The organism is Psychrobacter sp. KFRI-CH2-11 (genome assembly GCF_038239325.1).
In the GTDB taxonomy this organism is placed as follows: Bacteria; Pseudomonadota; Gammaproteobacteria; order Pseudomonadales; family Moraxellaceae; genus Psychrobacter; species Psychrobacter celer.
The window spans coordinates 326,982-341,084 of the sequence record NZ_CP151283.1 but is presented as its reverse complement, the minus strand read 5'-3'; the positions used below and the strand labels follow the sequence as shown (position 1 = coordinate 341,084).

The following is a 14,103-nucleotide window of genomic DNA, read 5'->3' as shown; positions in this document are numbered from 1 at the left end:
CATACGTCAATCTTTTTGCGCGTCTGCTGCTTTGACGCGTTGGCGTAGAGCAGAGTACAGCGATGGCTGCAAATTATGGATATTACCTAGCATCCACTTGATATAGCCAATGGGCACTTCGGTGATAAGTCGGCCTTTATATTTGCCAAATGGCATCCTACTGGCAGGATTGGCTTGATTGGCGATGGCATGAGCCGCGGCAAAGTCTGTCGGCGCGATTTGTAGACGCGTGCAGCAGGCTTGATACAGCAGGTAACACATACGGGCGTCACCCAGCGCATCATGGGCGGCGCAGGTCAGCTCACTCGCTGCAGACTTACCCAGCAGCTGCTCGATACATTTAGACTGACCGTAGTAGCGCCACTCTGGAAAGGCCACACGGGCGAGCCGCACCGTACAGATCAGCTTGGTAGTCGGACGGCCTATCACGCGCCAGTCAAAGCGCACATTATGGCCGATGAGGTAGGTGGGCAAATCAAACGCTTGTAGATCAAAACGCTCAAGACCCGCCACATCATCGTCGGTGATACCATGTACTTTGATGACCACCGGTGAGATGGCGCGGCCACTATTAAAGTACTTCATCCACTCAAACCCCGTCGCTACGTTGATGGTAGCAACTTGAATCGGTCTTGGGTCACGGCCTTGATCGGTTTCGGTATCGATAACCAAAGCAGTATCAGTCAGACTTGGCATATTGAGGCAATCAGTCATAAAACTCGCTGTAGCACGTGGGGCATCCATAATCGATAACAGTCTGTTTTACCCAGCGCAAAAACGCACGGTATCCCATAGACTGCTTTGTTGTTTATGGGGCTAAAACCCAAAGATAACAAGCAGATATAACAATGCGATACAAACCGGATAGCGCAGGTCTCTTATAATATCTATGACCATACTGACAAAGGATCGCTATGATCGCCGATGGCAACAAGCCACCATCAAGGCCCAATCCACCACCGCGGCCTAGGTTTTTTCGCCGCCTGCTCAAGCTGCTGATTAGAGCAGCAGTATTGTTGATGTTGCTGTTTGTATTAGACAGATTATGGCCCAGCATCAGCCAACAAACCCAATCCTTTGTCGTCGCCAAATGGCAACAGCTCAGCTTATTGCAGCAAGATCTGCCAACAGAAAACAGCCTGCCCTCACCACTGCCTCAGCAAAACCTGAGCGACACGTGGGGCGCAGCGCGCAGTCAAGGCCGCACACACGAAGGGATTGATATATTTGCCGCGCGGGGCACACCGATACAAGCGACGACAGCAGGCATCGTCAGTAAGGTTGGCGAAAACACCCTAGGCGGGCGTGTGGTGGTCATCGTCGGTCCTGGCGGCGCTGGGCACTACTACGCACACTTAGAGGATTATGCCGATATCGCCCCCAATGACTGGGTCGATGCGGGTGATATCATCGGCTATGTCGGCGACAGCGGCAACGCCAAGGGCACACCGCCGCACGTACATTATGGGATTTATATCCAAGGCAATGCGGTCAACCCCTACCCGCTTTTACAAAAATCCGAGCCTGCTCGGTAGCCTGTTATGATAAGCACGACGACTGCTTGCTTATCCATCTGACATTGGCTAATAGCCCTAAAATATTAATAGCCATCAAGCCTCAGCTAATGGCAGCAGAGCGCACGTAATTTGGCGGAAACACCGCACTAAATATCGAGCCGCCGCCTTCTACCGACTCGATTTGTAGGTTGGCTTCATGCTGGTATAAGACGTGTTTGACGATAGCCAGCCCTAAACCTGTGCCGCCTGTGGCACGGCTACGACCCTTGTCGATACGATAAAAACGCTCTGTCAGGCGGGCGATATGCTGCGGCGCAATACCGATGCCATTATCCTCGACAGCGAAACGGCAACCCTCTGCTGTTTTGGTCCAGCTGACGGTGATATCGCCACCTTTTGGTGTGTATTTAATCGCATTGATCACCAGATTGGATAAGGCGCTGGTCAGATACATCTCTGAGCCGTACAGCCCATCATAGGTATCTATCTGTAGATGGATGCTATGACCATACTCTTGATTGTAGGCCTGTGCATCATCATAGATATGGGTCAGCAGCTTGGTCATATCGATATAATGCAGCTCATGAGTCTCTTCGATCTCGATACGCGATAGCAGTAATAAATCATTGACGATTCTATTCATGCGCGCTGTCTGCTGGGTCATCAGCTCAAAGCCGCGCTTCCAGTGCGGCGGCATGTCTGGCTGATCCGAAAAGTTTTCTAAATACCCTATCATCACGGTCAGCGGCGTACGCAGCTCATGCGAGACGTTGGCCACAAAATCGCGGCGCATCTCTTCTAGATGATGCAGACGCGTCACATCGTAGATGATCAATAGCTTTTCGTCGGCAAACGGGGTCAGCTCACACTTTAAATAACGCTCAGGCGCGCGCCATGACTTTATATGTACACCTTCGTCAGCCAGCGTCGGCGCTTGATAGTACTGACGAAACTCAGATGCGCCAATAAAGTCAAAAATACATCGGCCCTTATCTGTTGCCTGCAATAATAGTAAGTCTTCAGCGGCCTGATTCCACCACTCCAGACCATCACTGTCATTGAGTAAAATCACCGCATCGCGCAGTGCCCGCAGCGCACTTCTTATTTTTTTTAATTGATTGGTGGTGTTTTGTAGCGCTATCGGCTCTGAGATATCTTGTTCGGTACATTGCTTTGACATTATGTTACTCATCCATTTTTCGTGACCTATTTTTTTGCCCTACTTGTTATCTCGTTATCATTATGATGATTATCCCTATCAGCTAAGTGACCCTTACTGATAATCACTTACTGATAACTATGGTGATGATAGCTGGACTGGCAACAGAATTGCGGCGGCTATTTTGGCAGTATGAGCGCCTACTATTTGGCCTCAACAAAGCTTGAGAAGCGATAACCAGTACCGCGCACCGTTTGTATCAGCTTATCGCAGTCATGAGGGCGCAGCAGTTTGCGTAGGCGTTTGATATGCACATCGATGGTTCTGTCTTCGATATAGACATTGCCGCCCCACACTTGATCAAGCAGCTGGGTGCGCGTATAGGCACGCTCAGGATGGCTCATAAAAAACGCCAACAACCGATATTCGGTCGGTCCGACATCGATGATTTGCCCAGACGCCATGACCCGCTGGCTTTTGGGGTCGAGGCTTAACTTACCTATTTCAATGGTCTTGTCGGCGCTCAAAGCATTGCTACGGCGCAACACCGCTTTGATCCTTGAGATCAGCTCGCGCGTCGAAAAAGGCTTGGTCATATAATCATCTGCGCCCGCATCCAGACCGTGCACCTTGCTGTCCTCTTCGCTTTTGGCTGTCAGCATGATGACGGGTATCTCAGCGAGTAGCTCATCACTTTTGAGCATACGACAAAAATCAATGCCGCTTTTGTCCCCAGGCAGCATCCAATCTAGCAAAATCAGCGCTGGCCGATGGTCGACCACTTGTTGGTGCGCCTCTGATACGTCCGTTGCCTGCAAGCTATCAAAACCAGCCATCTCTAGCGTCATGACGACCATCTCGCGGATTGCAGGTTCATCTTCAACAATCAAAATTTGCTCATTATACATAGGGTATTCTCAGTGATAAGGGACAAAACAGACGTATAAAAAAGGGCGATAATCACTCGCCACTGCTTGCCTATTAAACGCGGTAATTGTGACAGTTTGATGACATTTATCATTTAAGCGGCTGCTATAGACCAAGCCACTTCCCTCAAACAGATGGCACTCACCATCATGATTCACATTTGATGCTTTAGCTCACGTCTAATATAAAATTCAGTGGCCCATCATTGATACTCATAACCTGCATGTCTGCGCCAAACTGACCCGTCGCTACCTGAGGGTGCTGACTGTTGGCATAGTCGACTAGCTGAGCAAACAGCACGCGCGCCGCCTCTGGTGGCATGGCACCGCCAAAATCAGGACGCCGGCCTTTGTCGGTCTTCGCCATCAGGGTGAACTGTGATATCAGCAGCAGCCCGCCAGCGACTTGCTGGACATTTTTGTCCAGTTTGCCATATTTGGCAGGGTCATCGTCGTTTTCAAAAATACGATAACCAAGGATTTTATCGATCATCCGTTTGGCCGTTTGTAGGTCGTCTTCAGGCCCCAAGCCGATATATGCCAGCACGCCGCGCTCGATACGCCCGACACAATCCCCATCGACGCTGACGCTTGCACCATGTACCCGCTGTAACAATGCTTTCATTTATGCTCCCCTTACCAATTATGCTCATACAAACTTAGGCCGTCCATGATAAAATATCATCATTTATTTGCCTATTGATTACTCTCTCACCTTTATTTTGGTCGCCATATTATGAATGTATTCACCACCTTGCAGCAGCTTGTCCCGCAACAAAAGCTCAGTAAAGTCGCTGGCCGTTTGGCTGCCAGTCGCCACCCCTATGTCAAGCGCACCTTTATTCGTAGCTTTGCAAAAGCCTATCATATCAGCTTGGATGAGTATGAGCGCCAAAACTTAGGTGCTTATGAGAGCTTTAATGACTTTTTTACTCGCGAGTTAAAAGCAGACGCGCGCCCTATCGATGCCACGCCTCAGGGGATTGTCAGCCCAGCTGACGGCATCATCTCGCAGCTCGGTCAGATTGACGATCATAAGCTTTTGCAAGCCAAAGGGCGCTACTATGATATCGGCCAACTGCTGGCCGATAGCGAAGACGGGCATTATTTTGCCGATGGCAGTTTTGCCACGGTCTATCTGGCACCCAGCAATTATCACCGCGTTCATATGCCGTTTACTGGTACCTTGACCAAAACCCGCTATGTGCCAGGCACGCTGTTTTCTGTCAACAACACCACGGCTGCCAACATACCTGATTTGTTTGCGCGCAATGAGCGTTTGGTGTGTCTGTTTGATACCGCCTACGGCAAAGCTGCGGTCGTGATGGTCGGCGCGATGATCGTCGCTGGTATCGAGACAGTCGCCACTGGCAAAATCAGCCGTACCGACGATATTCAAGAAGCCGAACACGACATGGAGCTTGAAAAAGGCGATGAACTTGGACGTTTTTATCTCGGCTCCACTGCGATAGTCGTACTACCGAAAACCGCCAAAGCCGACTGGCAAGACAGCCTGCAAGCCAATAGTGTGGTAAAAATGGGACAGCTACTGGGTATGGCTAACGCTAGATAATCTGTCTGTTTTTTTAAGACAAAACCCAGTCAAGCGCGGATAATCACGCTTGGCTGGATTTTTAACGGCTATCTATGTGACCATAGTTGATCACTCTAAAATAAGCACAGTGCTACTGGGATGATTTTGGGCAGCATCGAAGGGTCGCAGCACGCCTATTTGTTTTTTGGCATCCTGTGCCAGTTTTGCGCCGCTGCCGATAGGTGCCGCGGCCAGCGTTAGCCGTACCAAGCTGGCGATTTTATTGGTCATGCATCGATTAGCCAGCCTTGCTTGGTCGCATAGTCGATACGCTGTGACAGCCAATCATGGATAGGCGGAAAGCTGTCTTTGATAAAGGCATGCGCGCCAGCCACCTGCGAGCGCGTCACCCCCAGCTCAATCCACGTCTGCCCGTTGGTATTGAGGTTGAGCAAAAACGGCAATAAGCGATCCACCACCCGTAGCAGCTGCGCTTCTTTGCTGTCACCTGTCTCCTGCGCTTCCCAGACCGCTGCTAAGTTAGCAATGCCGTTACCACGCTCCGCTTGCAAGCGCGCCATGCCCTGACGCTCCTCGATATGCGCCGTATGACGCGTATTGTCGTATAAAAAAGTATCACCAGCATCAATCTCACCCAAATCATGAACCAGCGCCATCTTGAGCAGCTGCTCGTGATTGACGTCTAGCGCAAACAAGTCAGCAATCGACCAACACGCCATCGCCAAATGCCAAGAGTGCTCAGCTGAGTTTTCGCGGCGAGTGGTCTGGGTGACATAGCTGCGCCGATTGACGCGCTTTAGCGCATCTAATTCTAATAAAAAATGCGTCACATCATCGATATCGATATGATCAGCAGGCGCCGTATCCGTTAAGGGGTTGTCATTTGAAGGTATCGGGTGGATTGAATGGTTGGATGGCATGTCTCTCTCTTAAGCAATCAGCAAATGTAGCGCTCATTTTAGTACAAAACCAGACCCTAGACGTAAAAATAGCGCTGATAGTCTCAAGCGCTATTTTTATATCTGACTCACACACTTGCGACAGCACAAACAAAGCAATTTGATCAAGAGGTTATTTGATCAATTTGCTGATGGTTTTAAACGCTGGATCTTGACTACTGCGGCACAGCTCAAACAAGATAGACTCAACCGTGCTAATCACTCCACCTGCGCGGCGAATACGGCGAATGGCTTGTTTTTTGTCATACGGAAATCTCGAACCAACAGCGTCCCCGATGATGACCGGCTGCATACCGTTGTCTAATAAATCAAGCGCCGTTTGCATGACACATACATGCGCCTCTGCCCCAAACAGCAACACAATACTGCGGTTTTGCTGCGCCAAATGGTGCCATGACTCATCGTTATCACACGCGCTAAAGGTCACTTTTTCAAAGCTTTTGGCATTGTTATCTGCAAGCACCTCACGAATCTCAGGCAGGGTATCGCCAAGGCCTTTTTTATACTGCTCGTTGAGCATGATAGGGATATCAAGCGCCTGCAGCCCCTTAATCAGTGTCACGGTTTTTTTGACGATATTTTCGTGATCATAGATATGCGGGGTAAGGCGCTCTTGGACATCGATCAGCATCGCTTGGGTGTTTTCGCGGGCGATACGATACGTACGGTCGGTAATCATGGTAGACATAGTACACTCCTTGTACGACTGACAATGATAGCTATATTATAGTGCTGACTTATAGGTTTTATTCATTTAATGCGCTTGTTCGCTTCACTGTTATTTAGTCATAGATTTGTAGGGGCGTCAATGCAGATAATTTTTATTAACAACTTATGAACAGGATATTAGGCTTGATTCATACTGTTTAGCTAGGGCGTATCATTAATCTGAGCATAAAACTTTAAATGGGTTAGTCTTTTAATAATGAACACCCCATTACTACATGTAATGACGTCTAGCATTGCGTAATAAAGACTGTTTTTGAGTCATGACCATGACCACACCGAGAACAATACCAACACATAAGGTTAGAAGATAATACACCATATAACTAAGCGTGTTTATGAATGCAAAAAACATGCTGTTTAAAGTAATGATTAATATCGCAGCTACAGTACCGCCGAACAGCTCTCGATATTTTTTATTAAAAATCTTAAAGGCCACCAACGGTATCGCGATACCAAATAAGCCAAATATAGCACCCCAAATACCTGCCATATCCATATCAAAATATAGTAGCCCTAAAATATTAGAAAAAATACCACATATAAAAAATACCATCAAAAAACGTAAAGAACCCAATACTTTTTCTAAAATATAACCTGTAGCAAATAGCATCCCTAGACTCATTACTAAATGCATAATTCCTACATGTACAAAAAGTGCTGTGACTAACCGCCAATATTTGCCAGCTTGCAGCGCGTTCATCGTCAACCCACCTACACTATTTACCTGTCTAGATAAAGGGGCAATGATATCCATACCCATGAATACGGTGAGTATAAATACACCTATACAGATCAACATTAATACTAGCGTTGCAGGTCGTTTTTTATTATTTCTAAAAAAGGTAACCAGACTTTTTGATAAGTCGCTCACTGGCGCTCGTTTTTTTACGTGCTTTTGTTTCTTGGTAGATATATGCTTTCGTGCTGGTTTTTTTGCTTGATTATCAATACCTGCTGTCAGAATGAGCAGCAAGCACACTCCCATACCAACAAAAAACGAACCAATTCCCCAAACAAAATCACGATCTAAACTGTCAGCGAATATATTTGATTCAGGGACTAATACTAAGGCTGGTAAATTAGACTGCTTATTAGCTGTAGAAATCGTGTATAAGTAGGCACTTCTATCATTTGATGACTTTAGTTTTCTAAAATAGTTGATATGAGAGAAATCTTCGGCGGCATACTTTTGGCGCGACTCATTAATAAACGCTGAGTATTGACGGTCTTTAATGCGCTGCTCTTCTCGATTGTCGTAGCTTGTATAGTAGCTAGAACCTAGCCAGACATTCTCAGCGCCTATAAATGGCGTAACAACGTAATAATAAATATGCAGTGTTGAGTCAAAGTATCGTCTATTGGCTACTCGTGTCTCTATATAAGCAATTCTCTCTGACTTTAGTGGTTCAAAATCGTCCACTCTGAAGTATTTTTGTTTTGGATAATGACGAATATCGTTCAAGCTGGCTACTTCAATAACCTTGTAAGCAGCCTTAGACAAATAGTTTTGGCTAATCAAAAGCGGTATCACTAATGCTAAAACCATCGTTATAAAAAAGTAGCCTGAACTACTACGTTTAACCCACTTTAAGGTCAAAAGCTCGTACCTCGGCCACATCCAAATACCGACGACTGAAATAGATAAAAGGAGCGGAATGCCAAAATTCCAGTAGCCTTCCTTTAAAGGCAGAATATCTAGATAAATATCAAGCAACCAGCGTAAAGCCCCAAAAAGCAGAATGGTCAAGATACTAAGACCTAAATATGGTAAGAATACTTGCTTTAGTTTTAGCTTGATCGAGTCTTTAGCACTTAGGCTTTGTGTTCGCTTTTGCTTGGCGCTTTTGCTTACTCTCTTTTTGTTTCTGCTTCTGTTTTTATCCTTATACCTGTACTGGCTTTGCTTGTTATTATCTCGCATGTACCATTACCACTTGTTTAGATTAAATAACACCCTAAATAGGCGATGCTCAATATGATTTTTTCTTCATATTTTTTAAGGACGTTTTATCAACTTCAGCCCGTAAAATCATTGCCAAGCAAATAGCCATACCAATTATCAAAAATCTAATAGCTTTTATCAGCTCTTCAGTAGCAGCCTCTGAGAGTGTGCCAGCTCTAGCAACCAATATTAAAGGCTCACATTCAACTTGTTGACACGTTGACTTGATAGCTTGTAAGTAACCAGCTTGAAGGTCTGAGTTTTTTAATTTTTCAAAATAATCAATTGATGATAAGTCCGAATTTATGTACTCAGGAATTTTGGAGTTAATAAAAGCATTAATTTGCTGATGCTGGTCTTGTTCTGAAAGATTGTTGTCAATATCTGTTGAGAATCGTTCTCCCAGCCAAATATTTTCACTAGCTAAAAAAGGTAGTGCTATATATAAATATACTCTTAAGATAGTCTTAGACTTGCTAGGTACTCTCGTATCTATACTAAACTTAACTTCTTGCTTACTAACAGGAAAGGTATTTATCTGAAAATAAGTTTGTTTTGGATAGCGTCGAACCTCCTCGACATGGCTCACTTCAATCATATCGTGAGACACTTTAGATAAATAGGCTTGACTCGTAACTATTGTAGGAAATAAAGACAGTATCATCATAAAATAAAATACATTTGAGCTCTTCTCTTCAAATAATTTGAAACGCAATAGCTTTATTTTGGGTCTCATGTAGGCAAAGACGATAGTGCTGCTTAGTATTAGCGCAATTATTCCGTCCCAGAAAGTGTCCTTTAATGGCCAAACATTTAGGTGAATGTCTAATATCCAGCGTATTACACAATAAAGCAAGATAGTTGACAGACTTGATCCTAAAAAAGGGAAGAAGACTAGCTTAAGCTTTATGCTAGTGAGCGCTTTATCCAACATAATTTAATACCATCCATCTAACCCTTATTAGTCTCATTGCCAAGAACACCTTTTTGCCGTTAGCACTTACTACTGGCAAGGTTTTATTCTTTATAAGCACAAAAAAAATGCCCCTAACATAGCGTTAGAGGCACCCATTATACAAGACGAAAGTCAAACTAATAAACAAATATCAGCTTTATTGATATTTAGACATTAGGTGAAAATTAAACACGCTCAATCACAGTGGCGATACCTTGGCCGAGGCCGATACACATGGTTGCAAGACCAAGCTCGGTGTCAGACTGCTCCATAGCGTTTAGCAAGGTAACCGTGATACGAGCACCTGAACACCCTAGTGGATGACCCAGCGCAATCGCGCCACCATTGATGTTGACGATGTCTTGCTTGTCCGTCAGGTTCAAGGCTTTAAGTACAGATAGACCTTGGGCGGCAAAGGCTTCGTTTAGCTCGATGGTTTGCATATCATCGATGCTCATGCCAGCGCGCTTCAGGGCTTTGTTGGTGGCAGGTACCGGACCGTAGCCCATGATAGCCGCATCACAACCAGCGACAGCCATGCTACGAATACGAGCGCGAGGCTTAAGGCCTAAGTCTTTGGCTTTTTGTGCGCTCATGACCAGCATTGCTGACGCACCGTCAGACAGGGCAGATGAAGTAGCAGCAGTCACTGTACCGCCTTTAGGGTCAAAGGCTGGACGCAGTTTTTGCATTTGCTCCATCGTCGCATCTGGGCGAATCACTTCATCGACGGTACATAGCTGCAGACGGCCATCTGCATCATGACCTTCGATGCCGATGATTTCATTATCAAAGCGTCCCTCAGTGGTGGCAGCCCACGCACGGCGATGTGACTCAAGACCAAAGGCGTCTTGCTCTTCGCGGGTGATGTTGTTCATACGGCCCAGCATTTCAGCGGTCAAGCCCATCATGTTTGAGGCTTTAGCATAGTGTTTAGAGGCAGCTGGGTTGAGATCCACGCCATGCATCATACCAACGTGACCCATGTGCTCAACACCGCCGATGATAAAGACATCACCTTGACCGGTCATGATTTGAGCGGCAGCGGTATGTAGCGCCTGCATAGAAGAGCCGCATAAACGGTTGACCGTTTGGCCGCCAGCAGTCTTTGGAATACCAGCCAGCAGGCCGATATTGCGGCCGATGTTTAGACCTTGCTCTAGGGTTTGGTTGACACAGCCCCAGATGATGTCTTCGACATCGTTGGTGTCAAAATCGTTGCGCTCTACCAAAGCACGCACCAATTCTGCTGAGAGATTATCAGCACGAACATGGCGGAACATACCGTTTTTAGATCTTCCCATCGCCGAGCGTACGCCATCTACGATGACCACATCTTTTGGACTTAAAGTTGTCATACTATCTTCCTTTTCAATTTTTATTGTCAGTGTTGTCGATTTAATCAGGCTCTATAGCCATCTATCACGCGATCCGTACATCAGTACAATAACTATCTGAATGCTGTCGCGGCAGGCCAGACCTGATGAAACCGACCAAAACGGTGCGTCTGCTATTTTCTTATCACCGATAACGATGTCAGCAAACGCACCCCACTTATCCTAATACGGTATATTTATTACGCTGTTGCGTAAAAAGTCTCGCCAGCGGCTGCCATATCGCGAATCTTTTGCGGCGCTTCATAGGCTTTGCCAAGGTGCGCGTATTTTTCGCATAGTGCCAAGTAGTTATCGAGACCCATTTGGTCGATATAACGGCAAGGGCCACCGCGGAACGGCGGGAAACCAACGCCCATAATCATCGCCATATCCGCCTCACTTGGCGTGCTGACGATGTTGTCCTCTAGGCAGCGTACGGTCTCATTACAGAAAGCCAGCATGGTGCGGTCGATGATGGTTTGATCATCAAACTCTTTTTTGTCGCTATCTGTCGTGGTTTTAAGTAGCTCGTAAGTGGCGTCATCAGCGACTTTCTTTGGCTTACCGCGCTTGTCGGTTTCGTACTTATAGAAACCAACGCCGTTTTTCTGACCTAAGCGCTCGTTTTCATATAGATGCTCGATCGCCCCTTTATAATCAGGCTTCATGCGGTCAGGGAATCCTTCTGCCATCACTTCTGCGCCATGTACGCCCGTGTCTAAACCGACGACGTCGATTAGGTAAGCAGGACCCATCGGCCAGCCGAATTTTTCCATGACTTTATCGACATGGACGAAATCAGCGCCTTCTTTGAGTAACAAGTCAAAGGCGCCAAAGTATGGGAAGAGGACACGGTTTACCAAGAAACCTGGGCAGTCGTTGACCACGACAGGCACCTTGCCCATCTTGGAGGCCAATGCCACAGTGGTCGCGATGGCTTCTTCTGATGACTTCTCACCGCGGATAACTTCAACGAGTGGCATACGGTGTACTGGGTTGAAGAAGTGCATACCGACGAAATTTTCTGGACGCTCAAGGGCTTCGGCCAGATACGTGATCGAAATCGTTGAGGTATTAGATGCCAAAATCGCATCGTCTTTTACTAGACCTTCGACTTCTTTGAGTACCGCACGTTTGACGTTTGGATTTTCGACCACCGCTTCGATAACGATATCAGTCTCAGCAAAATCACCATAGTTCAGAGTCGGACGGATACGGCTGAGCGTTTCGCCCATTTTGGCTGGGGTCATCTTGCCGCGCTCGACCATTTTGCCAAGTAGCTTGCTGGCCTCGCCCATACCCAAATCCAATTGCTCAGACTTGATGTCTTTCATGATGATTGGCAAGCCTTTACTGGCTGCCTGATACGCGATACCGCCGCCCATGATACCTGCGCCAAGTACGGCCGCTTCAGAGATTTCATGTGCTTTTTTGCTGTGCTTTTTGGCCAGTTTTTTGACCAACTGATCGTTTAAGAACAGACCGACCAAGCTCTCAGCCTGCGGGGTTTTTGCCGCTTTGGCAAAACCTGCCGCTTCGACTTCGATCGCTTTGTCACGTGGCAGATTGACATGCTTTTCGATTGCTTCGATCGCGATCGCAGGCGCTGGGTACTGCTTCGGATTGGCTTTAGAGAAGATCATGCCTTTGGCACTGTTAAACGCCATCGCTTGCTCAAGCTGGTTGAGCTTTACAGGATTTAGCTTCTCTTCACGCTTGGCTTGCCAGTCAAGCCCACCTGAGATACATTTTTTGACTAGGTCAATCGCAGCGTCTTGCAAATCATCAGCAGAGACGGTCGCATCTACCAAGCCTAGTTTTAGCGCTTCTAGTGGTTTTTTTGGCTTACCTGTAGCGATTAGCTCAAGCGCATTGTCGATACCGATGACACGCGTACTACGCACCGTACCGCCGAAGCCTGGGAAGATACCTAACTGAGTCTCTGGTAGACCGATGATGGCTTTGTCGCTCATGACGCGATATTCACACACCAAGGTCATCTCACAACCACCGCCTAGCGCTGCGCCATTGATGGCAGCTACTTTTGGAAATGGCAGATCTTCAAAGCGGTTAAAGGTATCATTGATACTCACCACCCAGTCTTTGATCTCGTTTTCTGGGTTTTTAAATGAGCCAACAAACTCTGTGATATCAGCGCCCGCGATAAACACGCCTTTGCTTGAAGTGACAATAAGGCCTTTTACGTCATCGGCTTTTTCTAAAGCACTGACTGCTTCGCCAAACTGCTTGTTGGTCTCGGCATCAAACTTGTTCACGCTCTCATTTTCGGCGTTGTATTGCATGTTGGCGATGCCATCTTCTAGCATTATCACCGTGATGCGATTTCCTTGGTATACCATTTGAAACTCCTTGCTATATAACGAAAGCTACGTTTTGGATTACAATCAATAGCCAGTTACTGTTAGTAAAATGGGTAATAGCACTGTGCGCCGATGCTGCCACCAAGACAAACATCGTCATGACGACAAACCACTAGCGGGCGCACAGTGAAGATATCTTTATTATCCAGCGCTCATAGTAATGTACTTATTTTTACGTCGCTTGTACAACATCGTTTGGCGCTTTGTTTATATATTACAGGTATCTACTACGGCTGTCGGTGCTGATTGGGGAGCGCCATCGCATGTAGATGCAGCGATGACGGTTTGGGCAGTCCGGCTCAATCACGCCGGCGACTGCCTTTATCAGCCCATTTCCACGGCAATTAGTGTAGGGGATTATGCCCCTCACTGTCACAAGCTAATACCATACTCACAAGTCACTCTTAAGTCGAGACTCGCCTTTACCTAGTGGCTAATGTGCTTTAAGTGACCAGTTGTATACTCAGTGGACAGCCGCCTCATCACAACACATTCAATCACTAAATAAAACGGGCAATACGTAACGAGGGTTGGCTGCAGGGCGTACTGCAGTGCAGATGGCATTGTCTCTTGTATTTGTTAGCGTGTTTTGTAGCGTGCTCTT

Annotated in this window: 13 protein-coding genes; 2 read left to right on the top strand and 11 right to left on the bottom strand. The window is 46.7% G+C overall.

What is annotated here, in order from left to right:
- Positions 1–6: 6 nt before the first annotated feature.
- Complete coding sequence (locus AADH33_RS01460; protein ID WP_348549327.1) at positions 7–714, bottom strand: putative quorum-sensing-regulated virulence factor; 708 nt, start codon at positions 712–714, stop codon at positions 7–9.
- Positions 715–914: 200 nt separating this feature from the next.
- On the opposite strand from AADH33_RS01460, the gene AADH33_RS01455 reads away from it, so the two are divergent.
- Positions 915–1,535, top strand: a complete 621-nt coding sequence (locus AADH33_RS01455) for a M23 family metallopeptidase (RefSeq protein WP_348549326.1) — start codon at positions 915–917, stop codon at positions 1,533–1,535.
- Between the two features lie 82 nt (positions 1,536–1,617).
- Here the strand turns inward: AADH33_RS01455 and phoR are convergent, their stop codons facing one another.
- The 3 genes from phoR to dtd form a co-directional block, all read right to left on the bottom strand.
- On the bottom strand, positions 1,618–2,709 hold the full coding sequence (phoR, locus tag AADH33_RS01450) for a phosphate regulon sensor histidine kinase PhoR (RefSeq protein WP_348549325.1): 1,092 nt from the start codon (positions 2,707–2,709) through the stop codon (positions 1,618–1,620).
- Positions 2,710–2,879: 170 nt separating this feature from the next.
- The gene (phoB, locus tag AADH33_RS01445) at positions 2,880–3,584 is read right to left on the bottom strand and encodes a phosphate regulon transcriptional regulator PhoB (protein WP_207969823.1); all 705 of its coding nucleotides are present in this window, start codon (positions 3,582–3,584) and stop codon (positions 2,880–2,882) included.
- Positions 3,585–3,771: 187 nt separating this feature from the next.
- Complete coding sequence (dtd, locus tag AADH33_RS01440) at positions 3,772–4,227, bottom strand: D-aminoacyl-tRNA deacylase (protein ID WP_348549324.1); 456 nt, start codon at positions 4,225–4,227, stop codon at positions 3,772–3,774.
- 111 nt (positions 4,228–4,338) lie between these two features.
- Here dtd and asd point away from each other — a divergent pair, with 111 nt between their 5' ends.
- The gene (gene asd / locus AADH33_RS01435) at positions 4,339–5,175 is read left to right on the top strand and encodes an archaetidylserine decarboxylase (protein WP_348549323.1); all 837 of its coding nucleotides are present in this window, start codon (positions 4,339–4,341) and stop codon (positions 5,173–5,175) included.
- Positions 5,176–5,265: 90 nt separating this feature from the next.
- Here the strand turns inward: asd and AADH33_RS01430 are convergent, their stop codons facing one another.
- From AADH33_RS01430 to fadB, 7 genes are all read right to left on the bottom strand, one after another.
- The gene (locus AADH33_RS01430) at positions 5,266–5,427 is read right to left on the bottom strand and encodes a hypothetical protein (RefSeq protein WP_317053891.1); all 162 of its coding nucleotides are present in this window, start codon (positions 5,425–5,427) and stop codon (positions 5,266–5,268) included.
- Entirely contained in the window at positions 5,424–6,077 is a 654-nt protein-coding gene (locus AADH33_RS01425) for an HD domain-containing protein (protein ID WP_348549322.1), read from the bottom strand. The genes AADH33_RS01430 and AADH33_RS01425 overlap by 4 nt, the downstream gene beginning before the upstream one ends.
- Positions 6,078–6,228: 151 nt before the next feature.
- Positions 6,229–6,804, bottom strand: coding sequence for an isochorismatase family protein (locus tag AADH33_RS01420; RefSeq protein WP_348549321.1), 576 nt, complete (start codon positions 6,802–6,804; stop codon positions 6,229–6,231).
- A 252-nt stretch (positions 6,805–7,056) separates the two neighbouring features.
- A complete protein-coding gene (locus tag AADH33_RS01415; RefSeq protein ID WP_348549320.1) occupies positions 7,057–8,766 on the bottom strand; it encodes a rhomboid family intramembrane serine protease in 1,710 nt (569 codons plus the stop codon).
- Between the two features lie 49 nt (positions 8,767–8,815).
- Complete coding sequence (locus AADH33_RS01410; RefSeq protein ID WP_348549319.1) at positions 8,816–9,721, bottom strand: hypothetical protein; 906 nt, start codon at positions 9,719–9,721, stop codon at positions 8,816–8,818.
- A gap of 206 nt (positions 9,722–9,927) precedes the next feature.
- Positions 9,928–11,100, bottom strand: coding sequence for an acetyl-CoA C-acyltransferase FadA (fadA, locus tag AADH33_RS01405; RefSeq protein ID WP_192993331.1), 1,173 nt, complete (start codon positions 11,098–11,100; stop codon positions 9,928–9,930).
- A gap of 218 nt (positions 11,101–11,318) precedes the next feature.
- Entirely contained in the window at positions 11,319–13,478 is a 2,160-nt protein-coding gene (gene fadB / locus AADH33_RS01400) for a fatty acid oxidation complex subunit alpha FadB (RefSeq protein WP_348549318.1), read from the bottom strand.
- Positions 13,479–14,103: the final 625 nt, after the last annotated feature.

Excerpts from the sequence above, each read along its gene's own strand:
- AADH33_RS01460 (WP_348549327.1), bottom strand. The coding sequence starts at position 714 with ATGACTGATTGCCTCAATATGCCAAGTCTGACTGATACTGCTTTGGTT.
- AADH33_RS01455 (WP_348549326.1), top strand. The coding sequence starts at position 915 with ATGATCGCCGATGGCAACAAGCCACCATCAAGGCCCAATCCACCACCG.
- AADH33_RS01410 (WP_348549319.1), bottom strand. The coding sequence starts at position 9,721 with ATGTTGGATAAAGCGCTCACTAGCATAAAGCTTAAGCTAGTCTTCTTC.
- phoB (WP_207969823.1), bottom strand. The coding sequence starts at position 3,584 with ATGTATAATGAGCAAATTTTGATTGTTGAAGATGAACCTGCAATCCGC.
- phoR (WP_348549325.1), bottom strand. The coding sequence starts at position 2,709 with ATGAGTAACATAATGTCAAAGCAATGTACCGAACAAGATATCTCAGAG.
- AADH33_RS01430 (WP_317053891.1), bottom strand. The coding sequence starts at position 5,427 with ATGACCAATAAAATCGCCAGCTTGGTACGGCTAACGCTGGCCGCGGCA.
- AADH33_RS01415 (WP_348549320.1), bottom strand. The coding sequence starts at position 8,766 with ATGCGAGATAATAACAAGCAAAGCCAGTACAGGTATAAGGATAAAAAC.
- AADH33_RS01420 (WP_348549321.1), bottom strand. The coding sequence starts at position 6,804 with ATGTCTACCATGATTACCGACCGTACGTATCGTATCGCCCGCGAAAAC.
- asd (WP_348549323.1), top strand. The coding sequence starts at position 4,339 with ATGAATGTATTCACCACCTTGCAGCAGCTTGTCCCGCAACAAAAGCTC.
- fadB (WP_348549318.1), bottom strand. The coding sequence starts at position 13,478 with ATGGTATACCAAGGAAATCGCATCACGGTGATAATGCTAGAAGATGGC.
- dtd (WP_348549324.1), bottom strand. The coding sequence starts at position 4,227 with ATGAAAGCATTGTTACAGCGGGTACATGGTGCAAGCGTCAGCGTCGAT.
- fadA (WP_192993331.1), bottom strand. The coding sequence starts at position 11,100 with ATGACAACTTTAAGTCCAAAAGATGTGGTCATCGTAGATGGCGTACGC.
- AADH33_RS01425 (WP_348549322.1), bottom strand. The coding sequence starts at position 6,077 with ATGCCATCCAACCATTCAATCCACCCGATACCTTCAAATGACAACCCC.